This window comes from Microbacterium hatanonis (assembly GCF_008017415.1).
GTDB lineage: Bacteria > Actinomycetota > Actinomycetes > Actinomycetales > Microbacteriaceae > Microbacterium > Microbacterium hatanonis.
Genome location: NZ_VRSV01000001.1, coordinates 1,856,871 through 1,875,911 on the forward strand (window position 1 = coordinate 1,856,871; position 19,041 = coordinate 1,875,911).

General features: G+C 70.9%; 15 protein-coding genes. 5 read left to right on the forward strand and 10 right to left on the reverse strand.

The annotated features are described in order from the left end of the window. Positions 1 to 95: 95 nt before the first annotated feature. A complete protein-coding gene (locus FVP77_RS09005) occupies positions 96 to 758 on the reverse strand; it encodes a nucleoside triphosphate pyrophosphohydrolase (RefSeq protein WP_147894162.1) in 663 nt (220 codons plus the stop codon). Then, positions 755 to 1,909 (reverse strand): Na+/H+ antiporter NhaA, encoded by a 1,155-nt coding sequence (locus FVP77_RS09010; RefSeq protein WP_147894163.1) that lies wholly within the window; start codon positions 1,907 to 1,909, stop codon positions 755 to 757. The genes FVP77_RS09005 and FVP77_RS09010 overlap by 4 nt, the downstream gene beginning before the upstream one ends. 137 nt (positions 1,910 to 2,046) lie before the next feature. Between FVP77_RS09010 and FVP77_RS09015 the strand changes: the two genes are divergently transcribed. Continuing rightward, on the forward strand, positions 2,047 to 4,716 hold the full coding sequence (locus tag FVP77_RS09015; RefSeq protein WP_147894164.1) for a phosphoenolpyruvate carboxylase: 2,670 nt from the start codon (positions 2,047 to 2,049) through the stop codon (positions 4,714 to 4,716). A 97-nt stretch (positions 4,717 to 4,813) separates the two neighbouring features. On the opposite strand, the gene FVP77_RS09020 is transcribed toward FVP77_RS09015, so the two are convergent. Together FVP77_RS09020 and mfd are read right to left on the reverse strand one after the other, a co-directional pair. Next, positions 4,814 to 5,410, reverse strand: a complete 597-nt coding sequence (locus tag FVP77_RS09020) for a gamma carbonic anhydrase family protein (RefSeq protein WP_147894165.1) — start codon at positions 5,408 to 5,410, stop codon at positions 4,814 to 4,816. Between the two features lie 139 nt (positions 5,411 to 5,549). Continuing rightward, the gene (gene mfd / locus FVP77_RS09025; protein WP_147894510.1) at positions 5,550 to 9,101 is read right to left on the reverse strand and encodes a transcription-repair coupling factor; all 3,552 of its coding nucleotides are present in this window, start codon (positions 9,099 to 9,101) and stop codon (positions 5,550 to 5,552) included. Between the two features lie 253 nt (positions 9,102 to 9,354). On the opposite strand from mfd, the gene FVP77_RS09030 reads away from it, so the two are divergent. Beyond that, positions 9,355 to 9,897, forward strand: coding sequence for a hypothetical protein (locus tag FVP77_RS09030; protein WP_147894166.1), 543 nt, complete (start codon positions 9,355 to 9,357; stop codon positions 9,895 to 9,897). Positions 9,898 to 9,974: 77 nt separating this feature from the next. Here FVP77_RS09030 and pth read toward each other — a convergent pair whose 3' ends face one another. Beyond that, positions 9,975 to 10,559, reverse strand: a complete 585-nt coding sequence (pth, locus tag FVP77_RS09035; RefSeq protein WP_147894167.1) for an aminoacyl-tRNA hydrolase — start codon at positions 10,557 to 10,559, stop codon at positions 9,975 to 9,977. Positions 10,560 to 10,685: 126 nt separating this feature from the next. Further along, positions 10,686 to 11,318: a 50S ribosomal protein L25/general stress protein Ctc gene (locus FVP77_RS09040; protein WP_147894168.1), complete on the reverse strand. Its 633-nt coding sequence runs from the start codon at positions 11,316 to 11,318 to the stop codon at positions 10,686 to 10,688. 246 nt (positions 11,319 to 11,564) lie between these two features. Here FVP77_RS09040 and FVP77_RS17170 point away from each other — a divergent pair, with 246 nt between their 5' ends. Then, entirely contained in the window at positions 11,565 to 11,693 is a 129-nt protein-coding gene (locus FVP77_RS17170) for a hypothetical protein (protein WP_281290317.1), read from the forward strand. A gap of 4 nt (positions 11,694 to 11,697) precedes the next feature. Here FVP77_RS17170 and FVP77_RS09045 read toward each other — a convergent pair whose 3' ends face one another. From FVP77_RS09045 to FVP77_RS09060, 4 genes are read right to left on the reverse strand one after another with little or no spacing between them, the layout of a single operon-like run. Then, positions 11,698 to 13,236, reverse strand: coding sequence for a gluconokinase (locus FVP77_RS09045; RefSeq protein WP_147894169.1), 1,539 nt, complete (start codon positions 13,234 to 13,236; stop codon positions 11,698 to 11,700). A gap of 17 nt (positions 13,237 to 13,253) precedes the next feature. Further along, a complete protein-coding gene (locus FVP77_RS09050; protein WP_147894170.1) occupies positions 13,254 to 14,270 on the reverse strand; it encodes a zinc-binding dehydrogenase in 1,017 nt (338 codons plus the stop codon). A gap of 33 nt (positions 14,271 to 14,303) precedes the next feature. Beyond that, on the reverse strand, positions 14,304 to 15,071 hold the full coding sequence (locus tag FVP77_RS09055; RefSeq protein WP_147894171.1) for an SDR family oxidoreductase: 768 nt from the start codon (positions 15,069 to 15,071) through the stop codon (positions 14,304 to 14,306). Positions 15,072 to 15,090: 19 nt separating this feature from the next. Beyond that, the gene (locus tag FVP77_RS09060) at positions 15,091 to 16,482 is read right to left on the reverse strand and encodes a GntP family permease (protein WP_147894172.1); all 1,392 of its coding nucleotides are present in this window, start codon (positions 16,480 to 16,482) and stop codon (positions 15,091 to 15,093) included. Positions 16,483 to 16,632: 150 nt separating this feature from the next. On the opposite strand from FVP77_RS09060, the gene FVP77_RS09065 reads away from it, so the two are divergent. Together FVP77_RS09065 and gndA are read left to right on the forward strand one after the other, a co-directional pair. Next, positions 16,633 to 17,376 (forward strand): FadR/GntR family transcriptional regulator, encoded by a 744-nt coding sequence (locus tag FVP77_RS09065; RefSeq protein WP_246134031.1) that lies wholly within the window; start codon positions 16,633 to 16,635, stop codon positions 17,374 to 17,376. 28 nt (positions 17,377 to 17,404) lie between these two features. Continuing rightward, complete coding sequence (gene gndA / locus FVP77_RS09070) at positions 17,405 to 19,000, forward strand: NADP-dependent phosphogluconate dehydrogenase (protein ID WP_147894173.1); 1,596 nt, start codon at positions 17,405 to 17,407, stop codon at positions 18,998 to 19,000. The last annotated feature ends 41 nt before the right edge of the window (positions 19,001 to 19,041 follow it).

Here is a 19,041-nt window from a genome sequence, read left to right on the forward strand (position 1 = left end):
TCGCCGCGCGGCATCCCGCCGCGGTCGATCACCGAGAGTCCACAACACCCGGAGGCAGTGCCGGGCGCGTCCGGGTGTCGTGGACTCTCGGGGCGTCACGCGGGAGGCTCGGCCGCGCGGACGTCGGCCCGCAGCATCCGCAGACGCTCCCGGAGCGCCCGCTCGGCGTCCCACCCGTGGCCGCGCGCCTCCGCGACCAGCGCGAGGAGCGCGTCGCCGAGCCCGGCCTCCGTCCGCGCCGGCGCAACGGCGGGTGGCGCCTCGACGCCGACCTGCGCGGCGCGGCCGAGCATCTTCTGCGCGAGCGCGAGCGACGGCATGTGCTCCGACACGCCGTCGAGCACGCTCGTGCGGGTGCGCTTCTCCGCGGCCTTGGCCGCGTTCCAGTGCACGAGCACCTCCTCGGGCGTCGTCGCGACCTCGCCGGCGAACACGTGCGGGTGACGGCGCACCATCTTCTCGGTCAGCACCCGTGCGACGTCGTCGATGTCGAACGGGTCGTCCTCGTCGCGAGAGGCGATCTCGGCGTGGAACAGCACCTGCCAGAGCAGGTCTCCGAGCTCCTCGCGGAGGTCGTCGCGGCTGCCCGCCTCGACCGCGTCGATCACCTCGGCGCTCTCCTCGACGAGGTACGGCACGAGAGCGCGGTGGTCGATCTGCTGCGACCACACGCACCGGTCGCGGACGGCGCGCATCGTGTCGGCGGCCGCGCGAAGCGGATCCGTCGACGGCACGGGGAGCTGGTCGGGTGCGCTCATGAGGTCTCCTGCAGACGACGGATGCTGCGGTGCGCACGCGCGCGCCACGACACGAGTATCGCCGCAGCGACGAGCGATACGGCCGATCCGGCGAGAACCCCGAGGGTCGCCTGGTCGCGCAGCAGCGGCGCCGCCGAGAAGGCGAGCTCCGACAGCAGCAGCGAGACGGTGAACCCGATGCCTCCGAGCGCGCCGGCGGCGAGGAGGTCACCGATCGCGAGCGGCGGCGTCTCGCCGCGCGCCACGCGCTGCGCGATCCACCCGAACAGCGTGATCCCGATGATCTTCCCCACCGGGAGGGCCACGAGGACGCCCCAGAACCCCGGCGAGAGCTCGGTCGGCGAGACCGACGGGATCACGACGAGCGCTGCCGCGAACGCGAACAGGGGCAGCACGACCGCGTTGACCCACGGTTCGATCACGTGCCGGACGACGAGCGCCGGCTTCTGCACCATCGCGAGTCCGAGCGCGACACCGGCGATCGTCGCGTGCACGCCCGACAGGTAGACCGCGACCCAGGCGGCGATCGCGACGACCACGAGGGCGATGAAGACGGGGACGCGAGCTTTCGTGCCCAGGAATCGGCTGAGCACGGCGAAGACCACGACGAGCAGGGCGCCGGCGATGAGCAGACCGATGTTGACGTCGGTCGTGAACAGCACGGCGATGAAGACGATCCCCACGACGTCGTCGAGGATCGCGAGGGCCAGGAGGAAGATCCGCACCCCCGACGGGAGTCCGCGGCCGAACACGGCCAGCACGCCGAGTGCGAAGGCGATGTCGGTGGCCGTCGGGATGGGCCAGCCCCGCGCCGCATCGGAGCCACCGGCGATCACCGCGAAGATGACGATCGGCACGATGACCCCGCCCGCGGCGGCGATCGCCGGCTGGATCGCCTTGCGGGGAGTGTCGAGCTGCCCCGCGGTGAGTTCGTACTTCAGCTCGACCGCGACGACGAAGAAGAATATGGCGAGCAGCCCGTCGGCGATCCAGTGCTGGATCGACAGCTCGAACACCCCGGGGATGCCGAGGTAGGTGCCCATGAGCGCCTGCGTCGCCGTGCCGAGGGGCGAATTGGCGATGACGAGGCCGAGAGCGGCAGCGCACAGCAGCACGACGGCGGGAAATCGGGCGGAGCGGAGAAGGTTCACGAGGGGTCCGTTCGACGAACGTGTTCCACCGCGGCACTCCCGCGGTGAGCCGACCAGACTTCCCGGCACTCCATCGTCCAGCCTATCGAGCGCCGCCGTGTCACATCGCCGTCATCCGGCGGCGCTAGCGTGGAGGGATGCGCGAATTGACCCACACGGAGGCCATCGACCTGGTCGGCCGCTTCGAAGCCGCCGAGGAGCTGCCCGAGCAGATGCGTTCCGACGTGCGACTGCTCGGCTCACTGCTCGGGCGCGTGCTGCGCGAGAGCGGCTCCCCCGGTCTCTACGAAGACGTCGAACGCCTCCGCACCGCGACGATCCACGCCTACACCGATGAGACCCCCGAGGCCTTCGCGCGTGCGGCGGCCATCGCCGACGGGTTCACCGTCGAGCGCGCCGACGAGGTCGCCCGCGCGTTCACGGCCTACTTCCATCTCGTGAACCTCGCGGAGGAGCACCAGCGCGTGCGCGCGCTCCGCGAGCGAGACGGGCGACCGGGGCGCTCCGCGACCGACTCGATCGCCGGCGCGTACGCGCAGCTGTCATCCGAGGTCGGCGAAGAGGCGGCGCTGACCCGTCTGCAGTCGCTGCGGTTCCACCCGGTCTTCACCGCGCACCCGACCGAAGCGCGTCGCCGCGCGGTGTCGAGCAGCATCCGCCGCCTCGCGGAGTTCATCGACGAGCGCGACGCGGCGATCCGCGATGGTGCCGACTCGGCACGCATCGAGCCGAAGATGATCGAGGAGATCGACACCCTGTGGCGCACTGCGCCGCTGCGCGCCGAGAAGCCGTCGCCCACCGACGAGGTCCGCGCCGTCATGGCGATCTTCGACGAGACCCTCTACACGGCCGTGCCCGACGTCTACCGGCGCATCGACGAGGCGATCCAGGGAGCGGATGCGGGATCCCGCCCGCCGATCGTGCGCCCCTTCGTCCGCGTGGGATCGTGGGTCGGCGGCGACCGCGACGGCAACCCCTTCGTGACCGCGAAGGTCACGCGCAAGGCGGCGGGCATCGCGAGCGAACACGTCCTCCTCGGACTCGAGCGCACGGCGCAGCGCATCGGCCGCGGTCTGACGCTCGACGCGACGACGACCCCGCCGAGCGACGCACTGCTGGCACTGTGGCGACGCCTCCGAGCCGCCGACGAGGACGCCGCCACCGAGATCGCCAAGCGCTCGCCCAACGAGCCGCACCGCCGCATCCTGCTCGTCGTCGCCCGCAAGATCGCCGCGACCCGCACCCGTGATGCCGACCTGGCCTATCGCGACCCGGAGCACCTCCTCGCCGACCTCCGCACCGTGCAGGAGTCGCTCGTGGCGGCCGGTGCACCGCGCCAGGCGTACGGGCAGTTGCAGCACATGATCTGGCAGGTGGAGACCTACGGCTTCCACCTCGCCGAGCTCGAGGTGCGCCAGCACTCGGCCGTGCATCGCGCCGTGCTCGCCGAACTCGAGGGCGGCGGTTCGCGCAGCGAGCAGACCGAGGAGGTGCTCGAGGTCTTCCGCGCCATCGCGTTCGTGCAGGAGCGCTTCGGTCCGCGCGCCGCGGGACGTTACATCGTGTCGTTCACGCAATCGGCCGCAGACCTCGCGAACGTGCACAAGCTGGCCCGTCACGCCATGGGCGACGGCGCGACCCTCCCCGTCCTCGACGTCATCCCGCTGTTCGAGACCTTCGCCGACTTGCAGGCCGCCCCCGCCATCCTCGCCGAGGTCGTCCATCACCCCGAGTTCGAGGCGCGGCTGGATGCGACCGACCGCCGCCTCGAGGTCATGCTCGGCTACTCCGACTCGTCGAAGGACGTCGGCCCGGTGGCGGCGAATCTCGCCCTCTACGAGGCGCAGGCGAAGATCGCGGCCTGGGCCGACGAGAGCCGCATCGAGCTGACGCTGTTCCACGGCCGCGGCGGAGCGCTCGGCCGCGGCGGAGGGCCCGCGAACTCGGCCATCCTCGCCCAGCCGCCGCACTCGGTCGACGGCCGCTTCAAGCTCACCGAGCAGGGCGAGGTCATCTTCGCGCGCTACGGCGACCCCGCCATCGCCATGCGGCACATCGACCAGGTCGCCGCCGCCGTGCTCATGGCCTCGGCACCGTCCAACGAGGACCGCAACCGCGACGCGGCCGAGCGCTACGCCGACGTCGCCGCGGCCATGGACGAAGCGTCCCGCGCCCGCTTCTTCGAGCTGGTCAAGGCGCCCGGCTTCGCGCCCTGGTTCGCGACCGTCACCCCGATGGAGGAGCTCGGCAACCTCGCTCTCGGCTCGCGCCCCGCGCGCCGAGGGCTCTCGGTCGAGTCACTCGAAGACCTGCGGGCCATCCCGTGGGTGTTCGCGTGGACGCAGGCACGCATCAACCTCGCCGGCTGGTTCGGGCTGGGTACGGCGCTCGAGGCCGTCGGCGACGAGCACCGGCTGCGGCAGGCGTACGCCGACTGGCCCCTGTTCCGCACCCTCGTCGACAACGTGGCGATGAGCCTCGCGAAGGCCGACGCGCGCATCGCCCGCCGCTACCTCGACCTCGGCGATCGCGACGACCTCGCCGAGCTCGTCATGGGCGAGATGCTGCTGACGCGTTCGTGGGTGATCCGGGTCACGGCCGGCAAGGAGCTGCTCGACAACAAGCCCGTGCTCCAGCGCGCGGTGAAGATGCGCAGCCCCTACGTCGACGCCCTCTCCCTCCTGCAGCTGCGGGCGCTGCGCTCGCTGCGCTCGGGCGACGAGGCGACGCCCAGCGATCCGGAGCAGGAGCGCCTGCTGCTCCTCTCGGTCAGCGGCGTCGCGGCCGGCCTCCAGAACACCGGCTGAGCGCGCAGCATCCGCTCGAGGGTGCCCGTTTCCGCCGACCGTGCCCGATTCTTCGCGCACTTTCGGCGGAAACGGGCACTTTCGGCGTGGGGGTGCGTCAGGCGGGGGCGTCGTCGGCGTGACGCGCGAGCGACCGGCCGTAACGCTCGGTCAGCTGCACCATGAGGTCGGGCGTCTCGCGATCGAGCCCGAAGACGTACCCCGGGAAGTCGAGCTCGCGCTGCGCCGCCCAGATCTCCTCGTGCCGATCGGGCGGCAGGATCTGCACCGGGTCGCCGACCGCCACCCACGAGATCGGCACCACCGTCTCGGGCGGCAGCTCGGTGCGCAGGTGCACGATCGCGTTGATCCGCACCTCGCTGCGGGTGCCGATGCGCGCCCCGTTGAACACGCGGGTACCGGTGGCGAGGAACACCTCGTCTTCGACGGTCGCGCCCGACAACGACGCCATCGGCCCGATCAGCACGTGATCGCCGATGTGCACCGGATTCGTCGCGGTCGCGCGGATCACCGCGTTCTCCATGACGATCACGTGGGCGCCGAGGGTGATCGGGCCTCCCTCGGCGGTGATCACGGCGCCGTGCAGCACCTGGCAGAGCGGGCCGATCTCGACATCGCCGCTGAGCACGGCGCTCGGCGCGACCACGGCCGAGGGATGGATGCGGGGCGTTCGCCCCAGGTGCACGTACTCCATGGTGTCCTCCGCCCGTTATGAGGCCGAGGCTACACGGCGGGCCGCGCGCCGCATCTGCCCCACGGTGCCCGTTCCGCCGAACGTGCCCGGGATCTCGGGCACTCCTGGTGCGAACGGGCACGTTCGGCGTGGGACAGGTTCAGGCCGGTGCGGGTTGCGGCTCGGCGGGCGTGGTGACGGGCTCGGGGAAGAGCGCGTCGAGCAGCTGGGCGACCCAGGCGATGAGCGCCGCGTCGTGCGTGTCGGTCGGGAGCGGCACGACCATCGCGTCACCGCCGGAGACGAGCTTCGCCTTCGGGTAGAGCCGCTGCAGACGCACTTTCTTCGAGTCCTCGAGGTGCGCGGGCGCGATGCGCAGGTTCGGACCCATCGCGACGACGTCCTCGAGCCCGACGCGCGCGGCACGGCGGCGCAGACGCGCGACGGCGATCAGCCCGTCGACCTCGGCCGGGGGCTCGCCGTAGCGGTCGCGCATCTCGTCGATGACGAGGTCGATCGCGTCGTCCTTGGCGGTGGCGGATGCTGCGGCCGAGAGCTTCTGGTATGCCTCGAGCCGCAGGCGCTCGCTGTCGATGTACGACTCGGGAAGGCGGGCGTCGACCGGCAGCTCCAGCCGCAGCTCGGCCGGCCCCTCGGTGTCTTCACCGCGGAAGGTCGCCACGGCCTCGCCGACCATGCGCAGGTACAGGTCGAAGCCGACACCGGCGATGTGCCCCGCCTGCTCGCCGCCGAGGAGGTTTCCGGCACCACGGAGTTCGAGGTCCTTGAGCGCGACCTGCATGCCGCTGCCGAGGTCGTTGTTGACCGCGATCGTCTCGAGACGGTCGGCGGCGGTCTCCGACAGCGGTTTCTGGTCGTCATAGAGGAAATAGGCGTACGCGCGCTCGCGGGCGCGGCCGACGCGGCCGCGCAGCTGGTGCAGCTGGGAGAGGCCGTACTTGTCGGCGCGATCGATGATGATCGTGTTCGCGTTGGCGATGTCGAGACCGGTCTCGATGATCGTCGTCGATACGAGCACGTCGGCGCGACGCTCCCAGAAGTCGTCGACGACCTGCTCGAGGGCGTGCTCGCCCATCTGGCCGTGGGCGACGGCGATGCGCGCCTCGGGAACGAGCTCGGCGAGCTCTGCGGCGACCTTGTTGATCGACTGCACCCGGTTGTGCACGTAGAACACCTGCCCCTCGCGGAGGAGCTCCCGGCGGATGGCGGCGGCGATCTGCTTCGGGTTGCGGGCGCCGACGTACGACAGGATCGGGTGCCTGTCTTCCGGCGGGGTCTGCAGCGTCGACATCTCGCGGATGCCGGTGACCGCCATCTCGAGCGTGCGAGGGATGGGTGTCGCGCTCATGGCGAGGATGTCGACGTTCGTCTTCATCTTCTTCAGCGCGTCCTTGTGCTCGACGCCGAACCGCTGCTCCTCGTCGATGATCATCAGCCCGAGGTCTTTGAACTGCACCTTCTCGGTGAGGATGCGGTGCGTTCCGATGACCATGTCGATCGTGCCGTCGGTGATGCCCGCGAGTACCTCGCGGGCCTCCTTGTCGGTCTGGAACCGTGAGAGAGCGCGCACCTTCACCGGGAACCCGGCGAACCGTTCGGCGAACGTCTCGGTGTGCTGCTTGACCAAGAGGGTCGTAGGAACGAGCATCGCGACCTGCTTGCCGTCCTGGATGGCCTTGAACGCCGCGCGCACGGCGACCTCCGTCTTGCCGAAGCCGACGTCGCCCGAGAGGAGGCGATCCATCGGGATCGGCTTCTCCATGTCGGCCTTGATCTCGTCGATCGTCTGCAGCTGATCAGGGGTCTCGGCGAACGGGAACGCCTCTTCGAGCTCGCGCTGCCACGGGGTGTCGGGCCCGAAGGCGTGCCCCTTGGCTGCCATCCGCGCCGAATAGAGCTTCACCAGCTCCACGGCGATGTCGCGCACCGCCTTGCGCGCGCGTCCCTTCGCCTGCGCCCAGTCGCTACCGCCCATCTTCGACAGGGTCGGCGCCTCTCCCCCGACGTAGCGGGAGAGCAGGTCGAGCTGGTCGGTCGGCACGTAGAGCTTGTCGCCGGGGTAGCCGCGCTTGGACGGCGCGTACTCGAGCACGAGGTAGTCGCGGATGCTCTTGACGGCATTCCGGCCGCCGCTGGAGACCTCGCGCTGCTGGAGCTCGACGAACTTGCCGATGCCGTGCGTGGAGTGCACCACGAAGTCGCCGGTCTTCAGCTGCAGCGGATCGACGACGTTGCGCCGCTTGGAGGCGAGCTTCTTGACCGTGCGCGAGTCGTTGGCGACGGCGCGCCCGTAGAACTCCGCCTCGGTGAGCACCGCGAACCGCGACACGGGCATCTCGAATCCGCGCTCGAGCTCGGCGCAGAGCAGGAGAGCCACGCCCGGGGCGGGCGCCTGGATCAGTGCCTCGTCGCGCCGGGCGGCGATGCCGCGTTCGGCCAGCACGTCACGGGCTCGGTCGACCAGACCGGGGCCGGAGGCCACGACGACCACCCGCCAGCCGTCCGTCAACAACTGCCCGACGTGCTCGGTCGCGCCGTCGATGTTGCCCTGGAAGGAGGGCACGCCCTGCCCCCGCACGCGCAGCGAGCCGTCTGCCGCGAGACCGTCGTACTCCGTGCCTTCGAAGTCGGACGTCGCGTCCGAGGCCCCCGAGTCGAACGACGAGAGCGACCACCACACGCCCTCGCGCTCGCGGGCCGCGTCGCGCAGGGTGCCGAGGGAGAGGAAGTCCCCCGCCCCCAGGCTGATCGGCGTCTCCGCGCCGGCGGTCGCGGCCGACCACGCGGCGTCGAGGAACTCGCGGTTCGTGTCGGCGAGGGTGGTGGCCCGGGCAAACGATCGCTCGGGATCGACGAGGGCCACGGCCGCACCCATCGGCAGGTACTCGACGAGGGGCACGACGCGGTCGAGCAGCGCCGGTGTGAGGGATTCCATCCCCTCCACGGGAATGCCCTCGGCCATCTTCTCGAGGATCGACCGGAGGGCGGGCAGCTCGTCGCGCAGCTCGGCGGCGCGCGCCCGCACCTCGGCGGTGAGCAGCAGCTCACGGCTCGGAACGAGGGAGACGGAGGGGACGTCGCCGGGCAGCGACCGCTGGTCGGCCACCGAGAACGCGCGGATCTGGTCGACCTCGTCGCCGAAGAACTCGACCCGCAAGGGGTGGTCGGCGATGGGCGGGAAGACATCGAGGATGCCGCCGCGGACGGCGAACTCGCCACGGCGCGACACCATGTCGACACGGAGGTAGGCGCGCTCGACGAGCTGGCGCGTGACCGACTCGAGGTCGTAGTCGCGCCCGCCGACGGTGAGGTCGATCGGTGCGACGTCGGCGAGTCCCGACGCGAGGGGCTGCAGGGCGCTGCGGATGGACGCCGTGACGATCAGGGGGGTCTCGCCGTCCCACGACGCGATGCGCCGCAGCGCATCGAGACGACGACCGACGGTCTCGGGGCTCGGGCTCAACCGCTCGTGGGGCAGCGTCTCCCATGCCGGGAAGTGCAACACCTGGGCACCCGGGATGAGCGCCTCGAGGGCGGGGCCGAGCGAGTCGGCACGGCGCCCGGTGGGAGCGACGACCAGCAGTGCCGGGGGCTTCCCGGCCGCGCGTCGCCGCTCGAGGAGCCCGGCGAGGGCCGGGGCGTGCAGCCCCTCCACCAACGAGAGGTCGGCATCGACCACCGCAGCGGCCATCGCCTCCCGGAACGATTCATCCTGCTCAAGGGCGCGCACGATCCCGGGAACTGTCACCGGAGAAGCATACGCGCCCCCACCCCCACCGGGCTTCGCCGCCGCATCCGTCGGCTGATGGGGCGGGATCCTACCGGCGAGACCGTCTGTGACGCGAGACGTCGCCTCGCCCTGGCCCGTCGCCGCCCATGACCCTAGACTGACGGGTTCCACAGCCCCCGCGGCTGGACCCCGCTCGCCAACGCCAGGAGTAGCCATGAGCAGCATCCCTCCCGCCCCCGAGCCCCAGGGCTCGCAGCCCGCGTACCAGCCCCCGACGCCGGGCGACTCCGCGCCGCCGCCCGCTGCGCCGCAGTATCCGGCGGGCTCCTACCCCGCTCCGCCGGTGGAGCAGCCCACCGCCAAGACGAAGGGCCCGGGCACACTCGGTGTGGTCGCCTTCCTCGTCTCGCTCGTCGCCATCATCGCGGGCTCGATCCTGGGGTACGTCGCCGGGTCGACCCTCGGCGCCCTCGCCCAGTACGGCACGGTGTCCAGCGACGGCACCTACGTGCTCGACTCGCTGCCCGCCGCCGCCGAGTCCGTGGCCGCCACCGGTGGCGTCCTCACCTTCGTCACCTTCGCGGTCTTCGGCGTCCTCGCCCTGTGGGGCTTCGTGCAGGGCATCGTCGCCGCGGTGAAGAACCGCGGGCGCGGCTGGGCGATCGCAGCCATCATCCTCGCCGTGATCGGCGGCATCTTCGTCTTCATCGCCTTCACGGTCGGTGCCGGCGTGGGCGCGGCTCCCTACGTCGCCTGACGCACACCGCACGACGAAGGCCCCGTCTCCTCCGGGAGGCGGGGCCTTCGTCGTGCGGTGCGGGTGAGCCCGTGGGCTCAGGCGCGCGGGGCGTGGAACCGCTGCTGAGCCGCGACGAGCCCCTCGGCGACGAGCTGCTCGACCGCGTCGGCCGCATCGCCCACCAGGATCGGCAGGGTCTTGCGCTCGGTCGAGCCGAACGGATCCAGCACCCAATCCGCCGCATCCTGCCGCCCCGGCGGCCTGCCGATGCCGACGCGCACGCGCGGGAACTCGGGAGTGTCGAGCGCCTTCGCGACGTCGCGGACGCCGTTGTGCCCGCCGTGCCCTCCGCCGGTCTTCAGCTTGATCGTGTCGAACGGGATGTCGAGCTCGTCGTGCACGACGATGACGTGCTCCGGCTCGACACCGTAGAACTTCGCCAGCGACGAGACGGGTCCGCCGGAGACGTTCATGAAGCTGTCGGGCTTGGCGAGCACGAGCTTCGCGCCTCCGGGGCGCAGCCAGGTCTCGACGACCCGCGCGTGCGACTTGTGTGCGCGGAACGTCTCGCTGCGCCGGGCCGCGAGCTCATCGACGACGAGCTGCCCGATGTTGTGCCGGGTCGTCTCGTACCGGGGTCCGGGGTTGCCGAGTCCGACCACCAGCCACGTGTCTGCCATGCCCTCATCCTCCAACGAACGGGTGCCTGGAAACGAAACGAGGGGGCGCACCGGGCGCCCCCTCGTCTCTGCGATCCGCCTCGCCCCGTCGTCACGCTCCGCGACGGGGACGGGTGAGGATTGCTCTTACTCGGATGCTTCTTCGTCGGCCGACTCGAGCGCCTGTGCGGCGGAGACGGCGGCGTCGATCTCGGCGATCTCCTCTTCGGCGGCGAGAGTCGCGGCCGGAACGGAGACGGCGATGATGAGCGCCTCGGGGTCGCCGGCGAGGACGGCGCCGCGGGGAAGCTTCAGGTCGGCCGCGGTGATGTGCGTGCCGTCCTCGAGGCCCTCGACGCTGACCTCGAGGTTCTGCGGGATGTGGGTGGCCTCGACCTCGAGCGACACGGTGTTGCCCTCGAGGTTCGCGATGGTGCCGGGGGCCGGCTCGCCGACGACGCTGATCGGGACGTCGACCGAGACCTTCTCGCCCTTCTTGACCACGAGCAGGTCGATGTGCTCGATGATCTGACGCACGGGGTCCTTCTGCACGTCCTTGACCAGCGCGAGCTCGGGCGTGCCGGCGATGTCGAGCTCGAGCAGCGCGTTGGCGCGGCGGATGAGCAGCGAGACCTGGTGGCCCGGCAGCGAGACGTGCTTGGGGTCGGTGCCGTGACCGTAGATGACGGCGGGGATCTTGCCCTCGGCGCGCAGGCGACGGGCGAAGCCCTTGCCGAAGTTCTCGCGCAGCTCGGCGCTGACCTTGTTGTCTTCCGACATGGTTGTTCTCCTCGTGGGCGTGCGGCCCGCAGTTCACGGGTACTGCCCAGTGCTTGTGGTCTGGGGTTGGATTCGACTCGAACGCGAGCGCGTGAGGAAAGCCGTGAGCCTGCTTCACTGCGTCGATCACGGATGCTGCGATCACCCTCACGGGCGACGTGGGCATCCCTCGCCGAAGTTCAAGGACAGAGTCTACCAGCGGCGCCGGTACGATGAAGACGCACCCGATCCCCTCCGGAGGACCCCTTGGACCTGGACGCTCACTTCTTCTCCCACGTCATGCTGTGGATCGTCGGCGGCATCGCCGCGGTCGGCGGAGCGGGCCTCATCGCGGCGCTGTTCTCGATGGGACGACAGGGCTACCGCAAGCCCTGACCGATCAGGGTCGCTCGCGCAGCTCGACGGGCAGCGACGGCGCGAGCCGCCGCAGGCTCGCGAACGTGGGAACGAGCTGGTCGTAGAGCGCGCCGAACACCGGCTGCAGCTGTCGGTAGACGGATGCTGCGGTCGGATCGGGACGCACGTGGTCGACGACCGGGATGAGGTCGGCGGCGACGTCGATGGAGTCGATCAGTCCGAGCGCCTCCATCCCCAACAGGGCCGCTCCGAAGCTCGAGCCCTCCTGCCCCTCCGCGAAGTCCACGCGGATGTCGAGCGCCGCGGCGAGCACGTCGCGCCAGAGGTCGCTCTTCATCACTCCCCCGGTGGCGCGCACCTGGGTGATCTCGAGCCCGGCGGCCCGCATCGACTGCAGGACGAGCGCGAGCTGCAGGCAGACCCCTTCGAGGGCCGCGCGGATGAGGTGCTCGCGGGTGTGCGCCCGCGACAGCCCGATGTAGGCGCCCTTGGGCAGCGCACTCCAGTGCGGGGCGCGCTCGCTGAGCAGGTAGGGCAGCATGATGAGCCCTCCCGAACCGGGCTGGGCACGGGCGGCGAGCTCCAGCAGCTCCGCCTCCTCGCCCGATGCGATCTCGGGAGCGAGGAGGGTACGCACCCAGTCGAGGGTCGCGCCGCCGTTGTTGATCGCCCCGCCGACCACCCAGCGGTCCTCGGTGAGCGCGTAGCAGAACACGCCGCCCTGAGGATCGACCGCGGGCTTGTCGACCCCGACGCGGAGGGCTCCGCTCGTACCGATCGAGCAGGCCGCGACTCCCGGGCCGACCGCCCCGACGCCCAGGTTGGCCAGGGGTCCGTCGCCGGCGCCGACGACCACCGCGGTGTCGGCGGGGAGGCGCATCGCCTCGCTCGCCTCCTCGGTGAGGCCCCGCAGCACATGACGGGTGGGGACGAGCTCGGGGAGCTGCTCGACCGAGATACCGGCGATAGACAGGGCCTCGTCGTCCCACGCGAGCGTGTGGATGTTCATGAGGCCGCTGGCGGAGGCGAGCGAATGGTCGACGACGAGCGCACCGCACATGCGCACGAGCAGCCAGTCCTTGATGCCCACCCAGAAGGCCGCCTCCTCGTGGAGCTTCGGCTCGACCTCGCGGAACCAGACCAGCTTGGGCAGCGGCGACATGGGGTGCAGCGGAGTACCCGTCCGCCGGTGCAGGGCGAGACCGCCCGGCTGGGCCCGCAGACGCTCGGCGTGCACCCCGGCGCGCGTGTCGCCCCAGGTGACGACGGGCGTCAGCGGCCGATACGCCGCGTCGAGGGCGAGGAGGCTGTGCATCGCCGAGGAGAACGAGATGCCCGCGATCCGGTGGGCGCCCGTCACCGCGACGACGTCGCGCACGGCGGCGTAGGCGGCCTCGAGGATGGCCTCCGGGTCCTGCACCGCGTACCCGGGGTGAGGGGTGTCGAGGGCGTACCCGTGCGACGCGGTCGCCACTTGTGTGCCGTCGACCGCGAAGGCCACGGCCTTGGTGCTCGTCGTTCCGAGGTCGAGCCCGATGACCAGGTCCGCAGCATCCGTCATGGTCAGATCCTTCCAGGTCAGCGGACGGCGGCGAGCTCGACGACGACCTTGCCGCTCGCCGTGGAGTCCTTGGCGATCTCGAACGCCCGCACGGCCTCGTCGACCGGGAGCACGTGGGTGATGACCGCCTCGATCTCCGGATGCTGCGTCAGCAGTCGCACGGCGTCATCGATCTCGTCGTGGAACCGGAAGACCCCGACGAGCGACACCTCCTTCGAGATGAGGGGTGCGATGTTCAGCGGCTTGGCCTCGTTCGGCACCATCCCCACCTGCACCACCGTGCCGCGTCGCCGGACGGCGGCGAGCGCGGCCGAGATCGCCGGGGCGGCGCCCGAGCACTCGAAGACGACATCGAAGGCCTCGTCGGGGAGCGACTGCTCGCCGATGCGCACCACGGCGTCCGCTCCGAGGCCGGTGGCCCGCAGGAGCGGCTCGACGAGGACGTCGGACACCGTGACGTGCTCGGCGCCGCGCGCGCGGGCAGCGGCGGCGGTGAGCAGTCCGATCGGTCCGGCGCCCGACACCAGCACCCGGGCGCCCGTGATGTCGCCGACACGCGTGATCGCGTGCAGGGCGACGGCGAGCGGCTCCGCGAGCACGGCGCGGCGCACCGGGAGATCGGCGGGGAGCACGCGCACCATGTCCGCCTCGACGACGAGCAGCTCGCTCATCGCGCCCTGCGTGTGCGGACGCGTCGACGCGCTGCCGAGATAGGAGCCCCCCGGCCAGAGATGGGGCTCGTCCTCGGTCCCCCGCGTCGGCGTCCCGAACCGCGCCGGATGCACCGTGACGGGGGTTCCCGGAGCCAGCTCGCCGCGGGGATCGAGATCGACGCGGCCCGACAGCTCGTGGCCGGGGACGAGCGGCTCCTCCACGACGAACGCGCCGTTGGCGCCCTCGAAGTAGTAGTGCAGGTCGGAGCCGCAGATCCCGACGAAGTCGACCCGGATGCGCACCTGGCCCACTGCCGGCTCCGGCTCGGGAACGTCGGTGACGTCGAGGTCGAGCTTGCCGTTGATGACGACCGATCTCATGGTCGATCCTTTCGTGACGGGAACGAGGGGTGATCAGACGACGGAGGTCATGCCGCCGTCGACGAAGATGTTCTGCCCGCTGACGAAGTCGCTCGCCGACGATGCGAGATAGAGGAGTGTGCCCGCCAGCTCTTCGGGGCGCCCCCAGCGCTGAGCCGGGGTGCGCTGCTCGACCCACGCCGAGAACTCCGCGTCGGCGACGAGCGCGGAGTTCATCTCCGTCGCGAAGTACCCCGGTGAGAGCGTGTTGACCTGGATGTTGTGCCGTGCGAGGTCGGCCGCCATTCCCCGGCTGAGCTGCGCGACCCCGCCCTTGCTCGCCGAGTAGGGCGCGATCGTCTGACGGGCCAGCATCGACTGCACCGACGCGATGTTGACGATCTTGCCCGACCCCCGCTCGATCATGGCCGGCGCGACGAAGCGCGACACGTAGAAGACGCTCGAGAGGTTCGACGCGATCACGGCGTCCCAGTCCGCGACGGGGAACTCCGCGAACGGCGCGCGCCGCTGGACGCCCGCGTTGTTGACGAGGATGTCGGGGACGCCGTGCGCGGCGATGAGATCGCCCATCGCCCGCTCGACCTCCGCAGCATCCGTCACGTCGAACGTCACCGTCACCGGTCGTCGACCGCTCCGCGCCGCGAGCAGGTCGGCGGACTCCGCGAGCGCCGACGCGTCGCGCCCGTGGAGCACGAGGTCGGCGCCCGCATCCGCCAGCGCGAGCGCGAGGGATCGCCCGAGGCCCCGGGACGAGCCCGTGACGAGGGCCGATCTGCCGGTGAGGTCGAACATCGCGTTCATCTCTCGGGGTGCCTTTCGGTCAGAACAGCTGGGCGACGAGGTAGACGACGAGCACGAGGACGAAGCCGATGATCGACTCCAGCCCCTGCTGGACCGTCCAGGTCTTGAGCGTGGTCTTCACGTCCATGCCCATGAGGCGGCCAACGAGCCAGAAGCCGGAGTCGTTGACGTGTCCGGCGAAGACCGAGCCCGCCGCGGCGGCGAGAGTGATCGCCGCGACCTCGAGGGGGTTGAAGCCGCCGCTGATCACCGCGGGGGCGACGAGGCCGGCGGAGGTGACCAGAGCGACGGTCGCAGAACCCTGCGCGAGGCGGAGCACCACCGCGATGATGTACGCGGCGAAGATGACGGGAAGGCCGAGGTCGGAGAGCGTCCCCGACAGCGCATCGCCGATGCCCGACGCGCGCAGGACGCCGCCGAACATTCCGCCCGCACCGGTGATGAGGATGACCGAGCAGATCGGGCCGAGCGAACGCTCGACGATCTTCTCCAGCGCGCTTCCGCCGACGCCGCGGGCGCGGCCCAGGACGACGAGGGCCACGAGCACCGAGATCAGCAGGGCGACGGGGCTGGTTCCGATGAGCGTCAGGAACTGCACCCAGAGCGCGGTCGGATCGACGACGCCGATCGAGCCGAGGGCGTCGAGCCCGGTGTTCAGGAAGATGAGCAGCATGGGGACGGCGATGATGCCGATCACCGTGCCCGCCTTCGGCGGGTTGACCGCCTGCACGTCGTCTTCCGGACGGCCGAACAGGGCCAGGACGGGCATCGGGATGCGCTTGTTCACGCGCTTGGCCCAGAGGTATCCGGAGATGTACCAGGTCGGGAACGCGACGAGCATGCCGACGAGCAGAACGACGCCGAGGTTGGCTTCGAAGTACTCCGTCGCCGTGACCGGGCCCGGGTGCGGAGGCAGGAAGACGTGCATGACCGAGAACGCCGCCGCGGAGGAGATCCCGTACAGCAGCAGGTTGTTGCCGCCGACGCGGCGTGCGACGGCGAAGACCACCGGGAGCATCACGATCAGGCCGGCGTCGAAGAACATCGGGAACCCGATGATCAGCGAAGCGATGCCGAGGGCGAAGGCTGCGCGCTTCTCTCCGAAGACGTCGACCATCTTCTCCGCGAGCACCCGGGCGCCGCCGCTGGATTCGACGAGACTGCCGAGCATTGCGCCGAGCCCCACGAGCAGGGCCACCGACCCGAGCGTGCCTCCGAACCCGCTGACCAGCACTCCCGAGATCTCACCGGTGGGGATGCCGGTGGCGAGCGCGGTCAGGAGCGACACCAGCACCAGCACGAGGAACGCGTGCAGCTTGACGACGATGACCAGGAACAGGATGACCGCGATCGCCGCTGCGGCTATGCCGAGCAGCGGGAGCGCTCCGAGTGTCTGAGTCCACTCTTCCATGGGGATTCTCCGTTGAATTCGAGGGTGACCGGCCCATGGCTGACGCCGCGCGACCGGGGCTGACTAGGGTGGGGACCGCCTCGACGGAGCGCTTCCCCGAAGCCACCGTCAGGTTGCCACAAAGATAGTACTTTTACAAACGGAGGCCTGATGAGCGGGATGCGCGAAGGCTCGCACAGCCGCGTCGTGCAAGAACTCGGGCGCCGGATCGCCGGTCTCACGCTGCCCGCGGGCACGGTGCTGACCCTCGCCGGCCTCGAGGAGGAGTTCGGCACGTCGCGCACCGTGGTGCGCGAGGCGATCCGCGTGCTGGAGACGCACGGACTGGTCCGCTCCCGTCGGCGCGTGGGAATCACCGTGCAGCCGCGCACCGAGTGGGACAGCCTCAACGCCTCGGTCATCCAGTGGACGCTCGACGGCCCCCGCCGCAGGGACCAGCTGATCGAGCTCATGGATCTGCGCGAAGCCGTCGAACCGGTCGCGGCGAGGCTCGCCGCTCAGCGCGCCACCGCCGAGCAGCGGGCCGAGCTCCTGCGTTCGGCGACCGCCCTCAGCGACCTCGGGGCCGCGGGCCTGGGCGATTCGGACGAGTACCTCGCGGCCGACATCGCGTACCACTCGCTCCTGCTCACGGCCAGCGGCAACGCTCTCCTGGCCCAGATGGCCGGTCCGGTGACCGAGATCCTCCGGGGCCGCACCTCCTACGGGCTCACGCCCTCCGACCCGCGACCCGGCACGCTCGAAGCCCATGTCGCGACCGCCGCGGCCGTCGTGGCCGGCGACGTCGACGTGGCGGAGCGGGAGGCCCGACACCATCTGGCGCTCGTCGCCGACGAGGTCAGCGCGCTGCAGCAGCCCCCGACAGCGGCCCCCGGTTCGATCCCGATAGCCTGAGGGGGTTCCGAGACTTCAAGGAGTTCGCGTGTCCTCTGACCCCACGTCCGCACAGAAGCACCTCTCACCGGATCAGGCCGACGGCCCCGATTCGGCGCCCGACCACGAATCGGCCCCCGGTTCGGAGAACGTCGAGCGTCCCGTCGGCGAGGCCGGCGTCGATGCCCCCGCCACCGGCGGACAGGCCAACATCGGTGTCGTCGGACTCGCGGTGATGGGCTCGAACCTCGCGCGCAACCTCGCCAGCCGCGAGGGCAACACGGTCGCGGTGTACAACCGCAGCTCCGACAAGACCGAGCACCTCGTGCAGGCGCACCCCGAGGCCGGTTTCGCGCCCGCCTTCTCGTACGAGGAGTTCGCCGCGAACCTGCAGAAGCCCCGCGCCGCGATCATCATGGTCAAGGCCGGCCGTCCCACCGACGCCGTCATCGACGAGCTGGTGCGCGTCTTCGAGCCGGGCGACATCATCGTCGACGGCGGCAACGCGCTGTTCACCGACACCATCCGCCGCGAGAAGGCCGTCCGCGAGACGGGGATCAACTTCGTCGGCATGGGCGTCTCCGGCGGTGAGGAGGGTGCTCTCCTCGGACCCTCGATCATGCCCGGCGGCTCGGACGAGTCGTGGGTCACCCTGGGCCCGATCCTGAAGTCGATCGCCGCGATCGCCGAGGGCGAGCCCTGCGTCACCCACGTCGGCCACGACGGCGCCGGCCACTTCGTGAAGATGGTGCACAACGGCATCGAGTACGCCGACATGCAGCTGATCGCCGAGGCGTACGACCTCATCCGTCGCGGCACCGGCAAGTCGCCCGCCGAGATCGCCGACATCTTCGCCGAATGGAACCGCGGCGAGCTCGAGTCGTACCTCATCGAGATCACCGCCGAGGTGCTCCGCCAGACGGATGCGGCGACCGGACGCCCGCTCGTGGACGTGATCGTCGACCAGGCCGGCGCGAAGGGCACGGGAGCGTGGACGGTGCAGACCGCCCTGTCGCTCGGCGTGCCCGTCTCGGGCATCGCCGAGGCGACCTTCGCCCGCTCGCTGTCGTCGCACGCCGAGCAGCGCGAGATCTCGGGCGGTCTGCCCGGCCCGTCGGCCGAGGGCGACTTCGCGGTCGACGACGCCGACGAGTTCATCGAGAAGATCCGTCTCGCTCTGTGGGCGTCGAAGATCGTCGCCTACTCCCAGGGGTTCGACGAGATCCGTGCGGGCGCCGCCGAGTACGGCTGGAAGATCGATCTCGGAGCCATCGCCGGCATCTGGCGGGGCGGCTGCATCATCCGCGCCCAGTTCCTCAACCGCATCACCGAGGCCTACGCCGAGACGCCCGACCTCGCGGTGCTGCTGACGGCGCCGTACTTCGTCGAAGCGCTCGAGCGCAGCCAGTCCGCCTGGCGCGACGTCGTCGCGACGTCGGCCCGCGTCGGCATTCCGGCTCCCGCGTTCTCGTCGTCGCTGGCGTACTACGACGGCCTCCGCGCCGAGCGTCTTCCCGCCGCTCTCATCCAGGGTCAGCGTGACTTCTTCGGTGCGCACACGTACAAGCGCATCGACAAGCCGGGCACCTTCCACACGCTGTGGTCGGGCGACCGCAGCGAGATCGAGGCCGAGGACACGCACTGACGTCGGGCCGCCCCGCGCGAACGCCCGAACCGCGAGACGTC

Excerpts from the sequence above, each read along its gene's own strand:
- FVP77_RS09005 (WP_147894162.1), bottom strand. The coding sequence starts at position 758 with ATGAGCGCACCCGACCAGCTCCCCGTGCCGTCGACGGATCCGCTTCGC.
- FVP77_RS09015 (WP_147894164.1), top strand. The coding sequence starts at position 2,047 with ATGCGCGAATTGACCCACACGGAGGCCATCGACCTGGTCGGCCGCTTC.
- FVP77_RS09020 (WP_147894165.1), bottom strand. The coding sequence starts at position 5,410 with ATGGAGTACGTGCACCTGGGGCGAACGCCCCGCATCCATCCCTCGGCC.
- mfd (WP_147894510.1), bottom strand. The coding sequence starts at position 9,101 with ATGGCCGCTGCGGTGGTCGATGCCGACCTCTCGTTGGTGGAGGGGCTG.
- FVP77_RS09030 (WP_147894166.1), top strand. The coding sequence starts at position 9,355 with ATGAGCAGCATCCCTCCCGCCCCCGAGCCCCAGGGCTCGCAGCCCGCG.
- pth (WP_147894167.1), bottom strand. The coding sequence starts at position 10,559 with ATGGCAGACACGTGGCTGGTGGTCGGACTCGGCAACCCCGGACCCCGG.
- FVP77_RS09040 (WP_147894168.1), bottom strand. The coding sequence starts at position 11,318 with ATGTCGGAAGACAACAAGGTCAGCGCCGAGCTGCGCGAGAACTTCGGC.
- FVP77_RS09045 (WP_147894169.1), bottom strand. The coding sequence starts at position 13,236 with ATGACGGATGCTGCGGACCTGGTCATCGGGCTCGACCTCGGAACGACG.
- FVP77_RS09050 (WP_147894170.1), bottom strand. The coding sequence starts at position 14,270 with ATGAGATCGGTCGTCATCAACGGCAAGCTCGACCTCGACGTCACCGAC.
- FVP77_RS09055 (WP_147894171.1), bottom strand. The coding sequence starts at position 15,071 with ATGAACGCGATGTTCGACCTCACCGGCAGATCGGCCCTCGTCACGGGC.
- FVP77_RS09060 (WP_147894172.1), bottom strand. The coding sequence starts at position 16,482 with ATGGAAGAGTGGACTCAGACACTCGGAGCGCTCCCGCTGCTCGGCATA.
- FVP77_RS09065 (WP_246134031.1), top strand. The coding sequence starts at position 16,633 with ATGAGCGGGATGCGCGAAGGCTCGCACAGCCGCGTCGTGCAAGAACTC.